This window comes from Brevibacterium sp. NPDC049920 (assembly GCF_040656435.1).
Lineage (GTDB): Bacteria > Actinomycetota > Actinomycetes > Actinomycetales > Brevibacteriaceae > Brevibacterium > Brevibacterium pityocampae.
In genome coordinates, this window is record NZ_JBFAMF010000006.1 from 158,698 (window position 1) to 173,073 (window position 14,376).

The window sequence follows — 14,376 nt, forward strand, 5'->3', positions numbered from 1 at the left end:
CAGACCACCGGCTCGAGCGCAGGAGCCGCCACCGCACCGACCGGCGCCCAACCGACCGACACCCAGCCGACCGGTGCTGACATGAGCAGCAACGGCGCTCCTGCCGACGCCGGCTCGCAGGGCGCCTCGATCCTCCTGCGCGAGATCACCAAGACCTACCCCGGACAGAAGAAGCCGGCCGTCGGCGGACTCACCATGGAGATCCCCGCCGGCAGCACCGTCATGCTCGTCGGACCGTCCGGCTGCGGCAAGACGACGACGCTCAAGATGATCAATCGCCTCATCGAACCCACTGACGGCAGCATCATCTTGGGCGACGAGGACATCACCACGATGGACGCGGACAAGCTGCGCCGCCGGATCGGCTACGTCATCCAGGCCGGCGGACTGTTCCCGCACATGACGGTCGCGGCGAACATCGGGATCGTGCCGAAGATGCTCGGCTGGGACAAGCAGCGCATCGCCGACCGCGTCGACGAGCTCCTCGACCTCGTGTCGCTCGACCCCGGCACCTACCGCGGTCGCTACCCCAAGGAGCTCTCCGGCGGCCAGCAGCAGCGCATCGGCGTGGCCCGCGCGCTCGCCGCGGACCCGCCCGTGCTCCTCATGGACGAGCCGTTCGGCGCGGTCGACCCGATCACCCGTCAGCGCCTCCAGGACGAGCTCATCAGCATCCAGGCCGAGCTCAAGAAGACGATCGTGTGCGTCACCCACGACTTCGACGAAGCGGTCAAGCTCGGCGACTGGATCGCGATCTTCGCCGAGGGCGGCCGACTCGTCCAGTACGACTCCCCGGAGCAGATCCTCAAGCACCCGGCGAACGACTTCGTCGAGAACTTCATCGGCTCCGGCGCCGGCCTCAAGCAGCTCACGCTCAGCCGGGTCGCCGACGCCGAGGTGCGCGAGGCCCTGACCTCGCCCGTCGACGCCGGACCCGCCGCCGCGCTCGAGGCGCTCCGCACCGCACAGGCCGCCGGCACCGCCCCGGCCGGCACCGAGGACTCCATCGTCGTCCTCGACTCCCGGCAGCGGCCGGTGCACTGGTTCTCCGCCCGCCAGCTCGAGCGCCTCTCCGCCTTCCCCGACCGCCCCGACGAGGATCTCCCCGTCGTCGGCGAGCGCGCCTCCCTCAACGACGCACTCGACACCATGCTCGTGTCCTCGACGAGCAACGCGATCGTCACCGGGGGCCGTGACCGGTTCCTCGGCGTGATCGGCGTCGAGACCGTGATGGACGCGATCACCTCCGCGCGTTCGGCGGGCGCGGAACAGGCCCCGCCCTCCCCGCTCGGGGAGAACACCGGCCCGGTCGAGGTGACATCGCCATGAGCGAGAGCACCGACACCCGCGCCCCGCAGTCCGGCACCGAACAGTCCCGCAGCGACCGCCGCACCACCGACCCGGCGGTGCCGACCGCCGGGACCCGGGATGCCGCACGCGCCCAGGAGCGGCGCACGCTCGTGCTCCAGATCCTCGTCATCGGGGCCGTGTTCGCCGCGGTCGCGATCTGGCTGGCGACCGCGGACCTCTCGGAGACCGAGCTCGGCACGCTCAACGCCGCCACCCTGTGGGGCTACACCGTCGAGCACCTCGCGCTCACCGCGGTCTCCGCGGTCATCGTGCTCGCGATCGCGATCCCCGCCGGCGTCCTCCTCACCCGCCGGCCGCTGCGGTTCCTCACCGCCCCGGTGATGACCGTGGCGAACATCGGTCAGGCCGCACCTGCGATCGGCCTCATCGTGCTCCTCGCGTTCTGGCTCGGGTTCGGGTTCTGGGCGGCGGTCGTCTCGCTCGTCCTCTACGCCGTCCTCCCCGTGCTGCGCAACACCATGGTCGGCCTCACCCAGGTCGACGACAGTCTCATCGAGGCCGGCCGCGGGATGGGGATGAGCTCCGCCGCAGTGCTGTTCCGCGTCGAGCTGCCGCTCGCCGTGCCGCTCATGCTCGCCGGCATCCGCACCGCCCTCGTCCTGCTCGTCGGCACCGCCACCCTCGCCACCTTCATCAACGGCGGCGGGCTCGGCGTGCTCATCACCACCGGCGTCAACCTCAACCTCACGACGGTGCTCGTCACCGGTTCGCTCCTCGTCGCGCTCCTCGCCCTCGTCGTCGACTGGCTGGGCCGCGTCGTCGAGTACTTCGCCCGCCCGAAAGGACTGTGATGGAGAAGCGCACACGGAATCCCCGCACCCGGTTCGGCATCGCCGCACTCCTGTCCGCCGCGACCTTGGCCGTCACCGGGTGCGGGCTCGAGCCGGCCGCCTCGTTCGTCCCGGCCGTCGGGCCCGGGGAGATCACCGAGGTGCCGGGCGCGGCGGATGCCGACCCCATCACCGTGACCTCGAAGCAGTTCACCGAGCAGCTCATCCTCGGCAAGATCGCCGTCCTCGCCGCCGAGGCGGCCGGCTACGAGGTCGTCGACCTCACCAACGTACCCGGCTCCCAGCCGTCGCGGGAGCTCATCGTGTCCGGCGGGGCCGACGTCGGCTATGAGTACACCGGTACCGCATGGCTGACCTACCTGGGCCAGGAGGAGAGCATCCCCGACACCCAGGAGATGTGGGAGGCCGTGGCCGCGGAGGATGCGGAGAGCGGGGTGGTGTGGGGCGAGCCGATGCCGCTCAACAACACCTACGCCTTCGCCGTGCGGCCCGAGGCGGCCGCGGAGTTCGGCGACATGACCACCCTGTCGGAGATCGGCGAGGTGCCCGTGGAGGAGCGCACCTTCTGCGTGGACGCCGAGTTCAACTCCCGTGTCGACGGGATGAACCCGATGCTCGATCTCTACGAGCTGCCGCGCGGCGACGCCGAGGGCGTGCCCGACGACCAGATCGGCATCTACGACATCGGCGCGATCTACTCCGCGACCGCGGCCGGCGACTGCAACTTCGGCGAGGTCTTCACCACCGACGGGCGGATCGACGCGCTCGATCTCGTGGTCCTCGAGGACGACCGCCAGTTCTTCCCCGCCTACAACGCCGCCCCGACCTTCCACGCGGAGTCGCTGCCGAACCACGAGGAGTACAAGGAGGTCCTCGACTCGTTCGGCGGGCGGCTGACGAACGAGGTCATGCGTCAGCTCAATCTGCGCGTCGACGTCGAGGGCGAGGAGCCCGCCGACGTCGCCTTCGACTGGATGGTCTCCGAGGGGCTCGTCACCGACCCGAACGCCTGACCGGCCCGCACCTCGGCGGCAGTCCGGTCGGACTGTGGTGGTTCCGTGCGAGTGTGGTGGCATCAACGGCGCTACTCTCTCTCGAAAGTCCTACAGTCGCGGCGATCACGCGGCCGGCGCCTCGGGACCGGGCCCGCGGTCCGGGCGCCGAGGCACCCACAGACGTGAGCGTGGTCACAACGAAACGGACACGATTCGCCCCGGGACGGCGTCAGCACACCCCGGTCGCAGCCGTCCCGGAGTAGCTTGTCCTCCATACCGGCCCCCGCGGCCAGTCCACGGCCGCCCGGCCGCCCGACCCACCGAGGAGACATTGTGAAACGACGTCTGACGACCGCTCTCGCCCTGCCCGCCGCCCTGCTCATCGCCCTGTCCGCCTGCGGCGGCGGAGGCGAATCCGAACCCGCAGCCACCGGCGAGGGCGGCGTGCCGCTGCTCGAGGAGGGCAAGCTCAAGGTCTGCACCCACCTGTCCTACCAGCCGTTCCAGTTCGAGCGCGACGGCGACGTCGTCGGCTTCGACGTCGACCTCGTCGACCTCGTGGCCGAGGAGCTCGGCGTCGAGCAGGAGATCGTCAACACCCCGTTCGAGACCATCACCACCGGTGCGGCGTTCAACACCGGCGAGTGCGACCTCGCCGCCGCGGGCATGACGATCACCCCGGAGCGCGAAGAGGTCATCGAGTTCTCCGAGGGCTACTTCGACGCCAACCAGGCCGTGCTGTCCAAGGCCGACTCCGGGATCTCCGACGAGGCCGGGCTCGCGGGCAAGAGCATCGCCGCGCAGACCGGCACCACCGGCCTGCAGTACGCCGAGGAGAACCTCGGCGACGCGGAGGTCATCACCTACGAGGACCTGCCGCTGTCCCTCCAGGCGCTGCAGAACGGCGAGGTCGAGGCCGTCATCAACGACAACGGCGTGCTCTACGACTTCGCCAAGGAGAACACCGACTACGCCGTCGGCTTCGACATCCAGACCGGCGAGCAGTACGGCATCGCCGCGAAGAAGGGCAACACCGCCCTCATCGTGAAGGTCGACGAGGTCATCGGCGCGGCCCGCGAGGACGGCACGTACGACGGCATCTACGAGGAGTGGTTCGGCACCGCCCCGGCGAGCTGACCCGCAATCGTCATCGTCGGCGCCCCTTCCCCGTCCGGGCGCCGGCGATGACCCTACTCCCCCACGCCCACCCGTCCGGGACCACCCCTTCGACCGGCCCGTCGACCGGACCCGGAGCCCGCCACTCGCCCTCCGCACCGCGGGGGCCGTCGAGAGAGAAGACCGACCGTGACCCAGGACAGCTCCCCGGCAGCGGGGACCCGCACCTCGGACCCGAGCACCCGTCCCGCCTCCGACCCCGCACCGCCCCCGCACGTCAAGCCGGGGATGAGCAAGCGCAAGAAGGCGAAGATCTCCCGCGGCATCCAGTACGCGATCCTCCTCATCGCGCTCGCACTCGTCGTCATCGCCGCCGACTGGGGCCGGCTCGCGGAGACCTTCCTCAACGTCGACGTGGCCCTGGGCATGTTCCCCGAGGTCATCACCGTCGCGCTGAAGAACACCCTGCTGTTCACGCTGCTCGGCTTCGTGCTCGGTCTGGCGCTGGCGATCGTGCTCGCGCTCATGCGGCTGTCCTCGGTGGGGCCCTACCGCTGGATCTCCGCGATCTACATCGAGTTCTTCCGCGGCCTGCCGGCCCTCGTCGTGTTCCTCGTCATGGGCTTCGGCCTGCCGGTCGCGTTCCCGGGGATGGGGCTGAGCAAGCTCGTCGTCATCATGATCGCGCTCGGCCTGGTGTCGAGCGCCTACATGGCGGAGACGATCCGTGCCGGCATCCAGGCCGTCCCGAAGGGCCAGGTAGAGGCCGCCCGCTCGCTCGGCATGTCGTCCTCGCGGGCGATGATCACCATCGTGCTGCCGCAGGCGTTCCGCATCATCCTGCCGCCGCTGACGAACGAGCTCATCCTGCTGACCAAGGACTCCTCGCTCGCCTACATCCTTGGCTCCGCGGTGGGCGGGCGCGAGCTCGCCGCCCTCGCCCGGGCCGAGATCGTCAACTCCGCCAGCCTCACCCCGTTCATCGTGATCGCGCTGTGCTACCTCGTCATCACCATCCCGCTGTCCTACCTCTCCCGGGTGCTCGAACGGAAGTTCGGCGACGTCGGGACCAAGAGCTGAGACGGAGAGGAATCCTCATGAGCACCCCCACCGGAGACACCCCGCACCCGCCGGTCGCCTGCGAGACCGATCCCGCCGCCGAGGCGCCCGCCCGGCACCGCGTCGACCGCACCGGGGAGCCGATCGTCCGCATCACCAAGCTCGCGAAGTCGTTCGGCGACAACGAGGTGCTCACCGACATCAACGGCGCAGTCCACCGCGGCGAGGTCGTGTGCATCATCGGCCCGTCCGGCAGCGGCAAGTCGACGCTGCTGCGGTGCATCAACCTGCTCGAGGTGCCGACCTCCGGGGAGATCGTCGTCGACGGCCAGTCGATGACGGACCCGGACATCGACATCGACGCCGCCCGCACCCGGATCGGGATGGTGTTCCAGAGCTTCAACCTGTTCTCCCACCTCAGCGTCCGGGAGAACCTCACGGTCCCCCAGCGCAAGGTGCTCAAGCGCTCGAAGGCCGAGGCCGACCGCGTCGCCGAGCACAACCTCGAGCGGGTGGGGCTGAGCGACAAGATCGACGCCTCGCCGGCCTCCCTGTCCGGCGGCCAGCAGCAGCGCGCGGCGATCGCCCGCGCTCTGTCCATGGACCCCGACGTCATGCTCTTCGACGAGCCCACCTCTGCGCTCGACCCGGAGCTCGTCGGCGACGTCCTCAACGTCATGCGCTCGCTCGCCGACGAGGGCATGACGATGATCGTCGTCACCCACGAGATGGCGTTCGCCCGCGACGTCGCCGACCGCGTCGTGTTCATGGCCGACGGCATCGTCGTCGAGGAGGGCCCCGCCGCCCAGGTGATCGGCGACCCGCAGCAGGAGCGCACTCGGGAGTTCCTCCACCGGGTGCTCCACCCGACCGGCTGAGCACATCCGGCAGGATTCCTTGTGACGTGCCGCAGTATGCTGGGAAGCAGGAACCACGGTCGCAGCCGCCGCTGCCACCGCCACCACGAGGGGAGCACATGATGTCGAAGGACAAGCAGACGAAGAACGACCCGGTCGAGACGAGCGGGAACACGGGTCTCGATTCGCTCAACGACGCGGCCAAGGAGGTGCTCGGCCCGTCGGACCGGACCGAGGACAACCGCGGCGGCTACGTCGAGGCGAACCCGGACCCGCGCGCGGTCGCGGCGGCCCACGGCGACCGCCTCATCACCGATGCCGACGGCAACACCGTCATCACCGAGGATCCCGCCTCGCCGAACCACCCCGATTCGCCGACCCGCTGATCGGCAGCACGGGCCCGGGCACGCACGTCTACCTCGATATCGACGGCGTGCTCGTCACCGAGCCCTCGCCGCCGTTCCCGCGTGACTTCACCACCCGCGACGTCCGGGTCGCCGACGGGCGATTCGTGCCCGTCGCGTACTCCGCGTCGATCATCGCCGGCCTCGCGGAGATCCTCGGTGCACCCGGAGTGACGGTGGCGACCGTGTCCTCCTGGGAGCACGACGCCCCGTACCTGTTCCGCGTGCTCGGTCAGCCCGAATACCCGTGGCTCGAGGTCATGGGGCGCGGTCCGACGATCTTCCACGGCAAGGAGCGGGCGGTCCTCGCCGACCTCGCCGCGCAGGCGCAGCGGTCCGGGCAGCCGCTGGGCCGGGTGCTGTGGATCGACGACCACCTGCCGCCGGCCGAGGCGGACCGGGCTGCGCTCGCCGCCTCGCTCCCGGCCGCGGACGCCCTGCTCATCCGCACCTCGGCGCGGGAATGCCTGACCGCGGCGCACCTCGACGAGATCGCGGAGTTCGTGAACCGCTGAGGCGGGCCCAGCGGTGCACGCCGCGAGTCGCCGAGGTCTCTTCCTGTGACACGCCTCACTCCGTGACCGGGTCCGTGGTTAGAGTGGTGCCATGAGCGACGAAGCCGCATCCACCACCCCTTCCTCCCCGCAGTCCGCGCCCGGGAGCCCGCGCACCGGACCGTGCTCGGCCGGCCACCTCATCGTCCGGCAGCTCGAGCGCCACGGCGTCGACCGGATCTACTGCGTGCCCGGGGAGTCCTACCTCGACGTGCTCGACGGCCTCCACGACTCCCCGATCCGCACCGTCGTGTGCCGGCAGGAGGGCGGCGCCGGCTACATGGCCGTCGCCGAGGGCCGCCTCACCGGCCGACCCGGCATCGCCATGGTGACCCGCGGGCCGGGCGCCTCGAACGTCATGATCGCAGTCCACAACGCCTACCAGGACGCCACCCCGCTCGTCGTGTTCGTCGGCCTCATCCCCACCGAGGTGCGCGGGCGCGAGGCGTTCCAGGAGTTCGACCTCGGCGGCTGGTTCGGGTCGACGGCGAAGAAGGTGCTCGTCCTCGACGACCCCGCCTCCGCCGCCCGGATCGTCGCCGACGCCATGCACACCGCGGTCTCCGGCCGCCCCGGCCCGGTCATCGTCGGGCTGCCGGAGGAGACCCAGCTCGCCCGGACCGACGGGGCCACCGTGCCCCCGCGGCCGGTCGCCGAGCCCGGACCGGCGGCCGCCGACCTCGAGCTCCTTGACTCCGCGATCGCCCGTGCGCGGCGGCCCGTGCTCGTCACCGGCGGGGAGATGTGGGATGCGGAGACCTCGGCGGCCGTGGCCGCGTGGGCGGCCGGGCGCGGCGTAGGGATCTTCGCCGACTTCCGCGCCTACGACGGCATCGATCACGCCCACCCGCACTACCTCGGGGCGCTCGGCATCGGATCCGCCCCGGTGAGCCGCGAGGCGTTCGCCGCCGCGGACCTGCAGATCTTCCTCGGGTGCGCGCGCACCGACATCATGACGAACTCCTACGAGCTCGGCTGCGATCCGGAGACGACGATCGTCATCAACCGCGACCCCACCACGCACGGCCACTTCGGGCCGCTCGACCACCTCGTCGTGTCGACGACGCGCGCTTTCGGTGCCGCCGTCGCCGGGCTCGAGCCGGTGGTCGCGGAGACGCCGGGCTGGGTCACCGAGGCGCGCGAGGCGTTCCTCGACTGGCGCGAGCCCCGGCCGCCGGCCGATGCCGCGGGCGGGGCGGGCAACTCGCGCAACACGGGCAACTCGGATGCGGCGGGCGCCTCGGGCGGGGCGGGCGGTGCCCCGGAGTACGTCGACATGGACCTCGCGTTCGCAGCGATCCGCGAGCAGCTGCCCGACGACGCGATCATCGCCTACGGGGCGGGGAACCACACCGGCTGGGCGGCGCGGTTCCTGCCGGTCCACGGCTTCCCCTCCGTGCTCGGCCCGCGCAACGGCTCGATGGGCTTCGGGGTGCCGGCGGCCGTCGCCGCCGCCCTCGTCCACCCCGAGCGCACCGTGTTCTCGATCGCCGGCGACGGCTGCTTCATGATGAACGGCCAGGAGTTCTCCACCGCGGTGAATGAGGGCGCGAACCTCACCATCGTCATCAACGACAACTCCCGCTACGGCACGATCGTCGCCCACCAGGAGCGGGAGTACCCCGGCCGGCCCTCGGGCACGAACCTCGGCAATCCGGACTTCGGCGCCTGGGCCCGCTCCTTCGGCGGCTTCGGGGTGCAGGTGACGCGCACCGAGGACTTCGCCGCGGCCTTCGCCCAGGCGCTCGCCCACCCCGGCCCGGCGATCGTGCACGCGCTCACCGACCCGGACATCCGCACCAGCCGGCCCTGAAAGGAGTCCCACCGCTCATGGAGATCGACCTGCTGCTGCGCAACGCCGCCGCCGTGACCTTCGACGACGCCCGCCCCACCGCGTCGACGATCGGCATCCACCAGGGCCGGCTCCTCGGCTTCGACGAGGAGCTCGAGGGCCTCACTGCGCGGCGCACCGTCGACCTCGAGGGTGCCGCGGTGCTGCCGGGATTCAACGACGTCCACTGCCACACGACGTGGTTCGGGCTCACGCTCGCCTCGATCGACGTGGAGAAGCTGCCCGGCGGCCTGCCCGAGGTGTACCGCACCCTCGAGGACGCCGTCGCCGGGATGCCCGCCGGGGAGTGGATCAACGCCACCGGCTACTCCCACCAGGACTATGACGGCGCATACCCCGACATCGCTGTGCTCGACCGGATCGCCGGCGACCGGCCGCTGTTCATGCGGCAGGTCAGCGGTCACGCCGCGATCGTCAACACCCGCGCCCTCGAGCTCGCAGGGGTGTTCGAGCCCGGGTTCACCGAGCCGGTGGGCGGGAAGATCGTCCGCGACGCCGAGGGCCGGCCCACCGGGCTGGTCGAGGAGACCGCGCAGACGCTCGTCCAGGACCTCATCCGGCCGTATTCGACCGAGGCGATCGTCCACGCCCTCGACCTCGCCACCGCGCTCTACGCGCGGGAGGGGATCACGAGCTTCGGGGAGGCCGGGATCGCCGCCGGATGGATCGGCCACTCCCCCATCGAGGTCACCGCCTACCTCCGGGCGCGAGCGGAGGGGCGGCTGCGCGCACGCGCCCAGCTCATGCCCTCGATCAGCGCCCTCCACCCGATGGCCGCGCACTCCGCGGACGACATCGGGCTCGGCCTCGACCTCGGCATGCTCTCCGGGTTCGGCGACGACATGATCAGCCTGGGCCCGGCGAAGATCTTCATGGACGGTGCGATGTCCGGCGAGACCGCCGCGCTCACCGAGAACTACGAGGGCCGCGACCACCCCGGCTACCTCCAGGAGGACCCGGCCGAGCTGCGCCGCCTCACCCTCGATGCCTACCGCTCCGGGTGGTCGCTCGCCGTCCACGCGATCGGCGACCTCGCCGTCGACCAGGCGGTCGCGAACATCACCGAGGCCGTCGACCGGTACGGACGGCACCGGATCCCCAACCGGATCGAGCACGCCGGGATGGTGCGGGACGAGCACGTGCCGGTGCTCGCGGAGTACGGCATCGCGGTGACCCCGCAGGGCGCGTTCGCCGACGGGATCGGGGACGGGATGAACGCCTCGGTCGGCCCGCAGCGCGCCCACCTGCTCTATCGCGCGGCCTCGCTCGTGGCGGCCGGGGTCCTGGTGCCGGGCAGCTCGGACCGACCGTGCGCGGACGGCAACGCGCTGCGCGGCATCCAGTCCTTCGTCGACCGCCGCACCCGCTCCGGCGCGGTGTTCGGCGCCGAATCCGAATGCCTGACCCCGGAGCAGGCGGTGCGCGCCTACACCGAGGTGGCCGCTCGCGCCTCGGGCCAGGAGGAGTCCAAGGGGACGCTGAGCACGGGGAAGCTCGCCGACCTCGTCGTGCTCGGGGCCTCGCCGCTCGAGGTCGATCCGACGACGATCAAGGACATCCCGGTGCGCGCCACGCTGCTCGGCGGCGAGTTCACCCACTCCACCCTCTGACCCCAGACTGCAATTCTCGACGGTTCCTGAGAGCGTTTCCGCAGATCATCGCAATCTCGATCGCCGTCTCGCACGCCGACGGCCCACTCACCACCCACCCCGACACCCGAGGAGAGACATGACGGACCCCGCCTACTCGCAGCTCACCGCCGAACAGCTCGACACCGAGGTGCTCGCCGACTTCCGGGAGCTCTCACGGTTCGGAGAGACACCCCGCGGCGGCGTCGACCGTGAGGCGATGACCGCCCCCGACGTGGAGCAGCGCGGCTGGCTCACCGCCTGGCTCACCGAGCGCGGGTTCCGCGTCGAGTGCGACCGGGTCGGCAACCAATTCGGCCTGTACACGTGGACACCCGGCGCACCGTACGTGCTGCTCGGCTCCCACCTCGATTCCCAGCCGCTCGGCGGAAAGTTCGACGGCGCCTACGGGGTGCTCGCCGCTGCGCAGGCCGCCTGGCGCCTGGTGCGCCGCTTCGAGGAGTCCGGGCACACGCCGCGGCACAACATCGCCGTCGTCAACTGGTTCAACGAGGAGGGCTCCCGGTTCCAGCCCTCGATGATGGGCTCGAGCGTCTACACCGGGAAGATGGACGCCGACGCCGCGCTCAAGACCGTCGACCTCACCGGGGTGAGTGTCGCCGAGGCGCTCGAAGCCGGTGGGGCGCTCGGCACCGGTGACGGCCCGGAGGCCGCCGCCTATGCGGAGATCCACATCGAGCAGGGCCGCCACCTCGACGAAGAGGGGGTGACGATCGGCCTCGTCGAGGCGACATGGGCCGCGCAGAAGTACCACCTCATCGTCACCGGCGACCAGTCGCACACCGGGTCCACGGTGATCTCCGACCGGCACGATGCGCTGCTCGGCGCCTCCCACCTCGTCGTCGCGGCCCGCGAGATCGCCGACCGGTTCGGTCCCGACATGCACACCTCGGTCGGGCAGATGGTCATCGAGCCGAACTCCCCGGTCGTCGTCGCGCGCGAGGTGCGCCTCCACCTCGACATGCGCTCCCCCGACGAATCGCTCGTCGCGCAGGCCGATGCGCTGCTCCACGAGCGGATCGCGGAGATCGAGGAGCTCGCGAGCGTCCGGATCGAGAAGGACACCGCGCATTCCTGGGGGCTGCTCCCCTACGATCCGCGCGGCGTCGAGCTGTCCCGTGAGGTCGCCGAGGAGCTCGGGCTCAGCCACCGGGACATCATGACGATCGCCGGCCACGACTCGACGAACGTCAAGGACGTCGTGCCCTCGGTCATGCTGTTCGTGCCGAGCGTCGACGGGGTGTCCCACAACGAGGGCGAGTACACGACGGACGCGGACCTGTGCGCCGGGGTCGACCTGTTCACCGGGGTGGCCGCGCGGCTCGTCGGGGGCGCACTCGACTGACAGCCTCGGCTGACGCGCAGTGAGGACAGCACGGGAGGCGGTCGGGTCGGTCGCGGGAGGCGGTCGGGTCGGTCGCGGGAGGCGGTCGGTCACGGGAGGCGGCCGGCCGCCGAAGAAGACCGTTGAGAGTGCAAATTCTCGCGGATTCGCTCACAGGAACCGCCGGAAATTGCGATCTGCTCAGGTGTAGTGCGCCTCGGAGAGGACCTGCTCGAACACGTCGAGCCCGGCGTTGAGCTCGTCGGCGGAGATGTTGAGCGGCGGGACCACGTGGAGCCGGTGGAAGTTGTTGAACGGCAGCACGCCGCCGGCCTTGAGCTTCCCGACGATCTCCGCGACCTCCGGCGAGCTCCCGCCGTAGGGCGCCAGCGGCTCCCGGGTCTCCTTGTCGCGCACGAGCTCGAGCGCCCAGAACATCCCCACGCCGCGGGTCTCGCCGACGTTGGGGTACTTCTCGGAGAACTCCTGCAGCCGCGGACCCACGATCTCCGCGCCGAGCTTGGCGGCGTTGTCGATCATGTTCTCCTCGTGCATCGCGGTGATCGTCGCGACGGCGGCCGCGCAGGCGAGCGGGTGGCCGGAGTAGGTGAGGCCGCCGGGGTAGGCGCGCTCGGCGAAGGTGGCGTAGATGTCATCGCTCATGATGACGCCGCCGAGCGGCACGTAGCCGGAGTTGACGCCCTTGGCGAAGGTGATGATGTCGGGCACGATGTCAAAGTGCTCGAAGGCGAACCACTTCCCGGCCCGGCCGAACCCGGCCATGACCTCGTCCGCGATGAGCATGAGGCCGTACTCGTCGCACAGCCGCCGCACGCCCTGCATGTACTCCGGGCTGGGGATCATGATGCCGGCGGTGCCGGGGATCGATCCGAGGACGATCGCGGCGATGGTCTGCGGGCCCTCGAGCTGGATGGTCCGCTCGAGGTGGCGCAGCGCCCGCTCGGTCTCCTCCGCCTCGGTCGTGGCATCGAACTCGCTGCGGTAGAGGAACGGCCCGAAGAAGTGGACGACCCCGGAGTCGCCGCGGTCGTTGGCGAAGCGACGCGGGTCGCCGGTGATGTTGATCGCGGTCTGGGTGCCGCCGTGGTAGCTGCGATACCGGGCGAGCACCTTGTGCCTGCCGGTGTGCAGGCGCGCCATGCGCACCGCGTGCTCGTTGGCGTCCGCGCCGCCGTTGGTGAAGAACACGTGATCGAGGCCGGCCGGCGTGAGCTCGGTGATGAGTCGGGCGGCCTCGGAGCGGGCGGCGTTGCCGTGGGCGGGGTTGATCGTGCAGATGAGGTCGGCCTGATCCTTGATCGCCTGGACGACTGCCGGGTGCTGGTGGCCGATGTTCGTGTTGACGAGCTGCGAGGAGAAGTCGAGGAACCGCGTGCCCTCACCGTCGAACACGTAGGGGCCCTGCGCCCGGGAGATCACCATCGGCGAGATCTGCGCCTGTGCCGACCACGAATGGAACACGTGCGCGCGGTCGAGCTCGTACGTGCGCTCGGCCTCGCTGCGGATGGCTGCGAGCTCTGCCTCGGTGAAATCGGACATGGACACCCCTTCTCGGCGTGGCGGGTGCGGACCGCAGTGCGCGGACCGGCAGCTTCGTCCCCTCATCGTAGGCCACCGCCGAGGCGCGGGCGCGGTTCCGGCCGCGCCGTCCCGCGGGTCGGGACAGGCCGGCGTGCACCGGGCCAGGGCCGTCGCCGGCCCGGTGCACGCCTGCTGCATTCCGGCCGCCGGCACGGCCCGGCGGGGCCGCCCGATACAGTGGCCGGCATGGGCTACGAGGAGCCGGTGGGCGAGAACACCGCGGAGATCGAGATCAAACGGTCCCGCTTCATCGCCCGCGTCGCGCATGCCGCGACCGAGGAGGCCGCCCGGGCGATCGTCGAGGAGCAGCGCGCGGCGCATCCGAAGGCCCGGCACCACTGCACCGCGTTCGTCCTCGGACCGGACGGGCGGACCCAGCGGTCCTCCGACGACGGAGAGCCGGCCGGCACCGCGGGCGCCCCGATCCTCGAGGTCGTCACCGGGCACGGGCTCACCAATGTCGTCGCCGTCGTCACCCGCTACTTCGGCGGGACGAAGCTCGGGGCGGGCGGGCTCGTGCGCGCCTACGGCGCCGCCGCATCCGAGGCGCTCTGGGAGCTCGAGACCGTGCGCCGGAACCTCGTCGTCCCGGTGACCGCGGAGCTCGACTACGCCCACGCCGCACAGGCACAGCGCCTGGCCGAGCAGGCCGGGTGGACGGTGGCCGACAGCACGTGGGCGGAGACCGTCACCCATCGCTTCGCGGTGCCGGCCGGAGAGGTGGACGCCTGTCTGGCGATGCTCGCCGATGTCACCGCCGGGACGTGCGCACCGGAGGTGGGCGAGGCGGAGTACCTGTAGG

At 71.1% G+C, this 14,376-nt stretch carries 13 protein-coding genes; 12 read left to right on the forward strand and 1 reads right to left on the reverse strand.

Annotated elements, in window-relative coordinates; all coding sequences use genetic code 11:
* Nucleotides 1-81 precede the first annotated feature (81 nt).
* The 11 genes from AB0I45_RS07895 (at nucleotide 82) to AB0I45_RS07945 (ending at nucleotide 11,993) form a co-directional block, all read left to right on the forward strand.
* Nucleotides 82-1,329 (forward strand): ABC transporter ATP-binding protein, encoded by a 1,248-nt coding sequence (locus AB0I45_RS07895; RefSeq protein WP_345029804.1) that lies wholly within the window; start codon nucleotides 82-84, stop codon nucleotides 1,327-1,329.
* A complete protein-coding gene (locus AB0I45_RS07900; RefSeq protein ID WP_137318837.1) occupies nucleotides 1,326-2,162 on the forward strand; it encodes an ABC transporter permease in 837 nt (278 codons plus the stop codon). The genes AB0I45_RS07895 and AB0I45_RS07900 overlap by 4 nt, the downstream gene beginning before the upstream one ends.
* Nucleotides 2,162-3,175 carry a glycine betaine ABC transporter substrate-binding protein gene (locus AB0I45_RS07905; protein ID WP_345029573.1) on the forward strand — a complete coding sequence of 338 codons (1,014 nt, stop codon included), beginning with the start codon at nucleotides 2,162-2,164 and terminating at the stop codon, nucleotides 3,173-3,175. Before AB0I45_RS07900 ends, AB0I45_RS07905 begins: the two co-directional genes overlap by 1 nt.
* A 315-nt stretch (nucleotides 3,176-3,490) precedes the next feature.
* Nucleotides 3,491-4,294 (forward strand): transporter substrate-binding domain-containing protein, encoded by an 804-nt coding sequence (locus tag AB0I45_RS07910; RefSeq protein ID WP_247423478.1) that lies wholly within the window; start codon nucleotides 3,491-3,493, stop codon nucleotides 4,292-4,294.
* Nucleotides 4,295-4,561: 267 nt separating this feature from the next.
* Nucleotides 4,562-5,353 carry an amino acid ABC transporter permease gene (locus AB0I45_RS07915; protein ID WP_247423651.1) on the forward strand — a complete coding sequence of 264 codons (792 nt, stop codon included), beginning with the start codon at nucleotides 4,562-4,564 and terminating at the stop codon, nucleotides 5,351-5,353.
* 17 nt (nucleotides 5,354-5,370) lie between these two features.
* Entirely contained in the window at nucleotides 5,371-6,210 is an 840-nt protein-coding gene (locus tag AB0I45_RS07920) for an amino acid ABC transporter ATP-binding protein (RefSeq protein ID WP_282599074.1), read from the forward strand.
* Nucleotides 6,211-6,308: 98 nt separating this feature from the next.
* Nucleotides 6,309-6,575, forward strand: a complete 267-nt coding sequence (locus AB0I45_RS07925; protein ID WP_137318833.1) for a hypothetical protein — start codon at nucleotides 6,309-6,311, stop codon at nucleotides 6,573-6,575.
* A gap of 38 nt (nucleotides 6,576-6,613) precedes the next feature.
* Nucleotides 6,614-7,108 carry an HAD domain-containing protein gene (locus AB0I45_RS07930; RefSeq protein WP_360317765.1) on the forward strand — a complete coding sequence of 165 codons (495 nt, stop codon included), beginning with the start codon at nucleotides 6,614-6,616 and terminating at the stop codon, nucleotides 7,106-7,108.
* A 91-nt stretch (nucleotides 7,109-7,199) separates the two neighbouring features.
* Nucleotides 7,200-8,960 (forward strand): thiamine pyrophosphate-dependent enzyme, encoded by a 1,761-nt coding sequence (locus tag AB0I45_RS07935; protein ID WP_345029567.1) that lies wholly within the window; start codon nucleotides 7,200-7,202, stop codon nucleotides 8,958-8,960.
* A 17-nt stretch (nucleotides 8,961-8,977) separates the two neighbouring features.
* Complete coding sequence (locus AB0I45_RS07940; protein ID WP_345029564.1) at nucleotides 8,978-10,609, forward strand: amidohydrolase; 1,632 nt, start codon at nucleotides 8,978-8,980, stop codon at nucleotides 10,607-10,609.
* Nucleotides 10,610-10,727: 118 nt separating this feature from the next.
* Nucleotides 10,728-11,993 carry a M20 family metallo-hydrolase gene (locus tag AB0I45_RS07945; protein ID WP_345029562.1) on the forward strand — a complete coding sequence of 422 codons (1,266 nt, stop codon included), beginning with the start codon at nucleotides 10,728-10,730 and terminating at the stop codon, nucleotides 11,991-11,993.
* 180 nt (nucleotides 11,994-12,173) lie between these two features.
* Here the strand turns inward: AB0I45_RS07945 and AB0I45_RS07950 are convergent, their stop codons facing one another.
* On the reverse strand, nucleotides 12,174-13,532 hold the full coding sequence (locus tag AB0I45_RS07950; RefSeq protein ID WP_345029560.1) for an aspartate aminotransferase family protein: 1,359 nt from the start codon (nucleotides 13,530-13,532) through the stop codon (nucleotides 12,174-12,176).
* A 228-nt stretch (nucleotides 13,533-13,760) separates the two neighbouring features.
* On the opposite strand from AB0I45_RS07950, the gene AB0I45_RS07955 reads away from it, so the two are divergent.
* A complete protein-coding gene (locus tag AB0I45_RS07955; RefSeq protein ID WP_137318827.1) occupies nucleotides 13,761-14,375 on the forward strand; it encodes a YigZ family protein in 615 nt (204 codons plus the stop codon).
* Nucleotide 14,376: the final 1 nt, after the last annotated feature.

What these genes read in the sequence shown, in the direction of transcription:
- AB0I45_RS07895 (WP_345029804.1), top strand. Translation starts at nt 82, where the DNA reads ATGAGCAGCAACGGCGCTCCTGCCGACGCCGGCTCGCAGGGCGCCTCG.
- AB0I45_RS07940 (WP_345029564.1), top strand. Translation starts at nt 8,978, where the DNA reads ATGGAGATCGACCTGCTGCTGCGCAACGCCGCCGCCGTGACCTTCGAC.
- AB0I45_RS07925 (WP_137318833.1), top strand. Translation starts at nt 6,309, where the DNA reads ATGATGTCGAAGGACAAGCAGACGAAGAACGACCCGGTCGAGACGAGC.
- AB0I45_RS07915 (WP_247423651.1), top strand. Translation starts at nt 4,562, where the DNA reads ATGAGCAAGCGCAAGAAGGCGAAGATCTCCCGCGGCATCCAGTACGCG.
- AB0I45_RS07950 (WP_345029560.1), bottom strand. Translation starts at nt 13,532, where the DNA reads ATGTCCGATTTCACCGAGGCAGAGCTCGCAGCCATCCGCAGCGAGGCC.
- AB0I45_RS07900 (WP_137318837.1), top strand. Translation starts at nt 1,326, where the DNA reads ATGAGCGAGAGCACCGACACCCGCGCCCCGCAGTCCGGCACCGAACAG.
- AB0I45_RS07955 (WP_137318827.1), top strand. Translation starts at nt 13,761, where the DNA reads ATGGGCTACGAGGAGCCGGTGGGCGAGAACACCGCGGAGATCGAGATC.
- AB0I45_RS07905 (WP_345029573.1), top strand. Translation starts at nt 2,162, where the DNA reads ATGGAGAAGCGCACACGGAATCCCCGCACCCGGTTCGGCATCGCCGCA.
- AB0I45_RS07945 (WP_345029562.1), top strand. Translation starts at nt 10,728, where the DNA reads ATGACGGACCCCGCCTACTCGCAGCTCACCGCCGAACAGCTCGACACC.
- AB0I45_RS07935 (WP_345029567.1), top strand. Translation starts at nt 7,200, where the DNA reads ATGAGCGACGAAGCCGCATCCACCACCCCTTCCTCCCCGCAGTCCGCG.
- AB0I45_RS07920 (WP_282599074.1), top strand. Translation starts at nt 5,371, where the DNA reads ATGAGCACCCCCACCGGAGACACCCCGCACCCGCCGGTCGCCTGCGAG.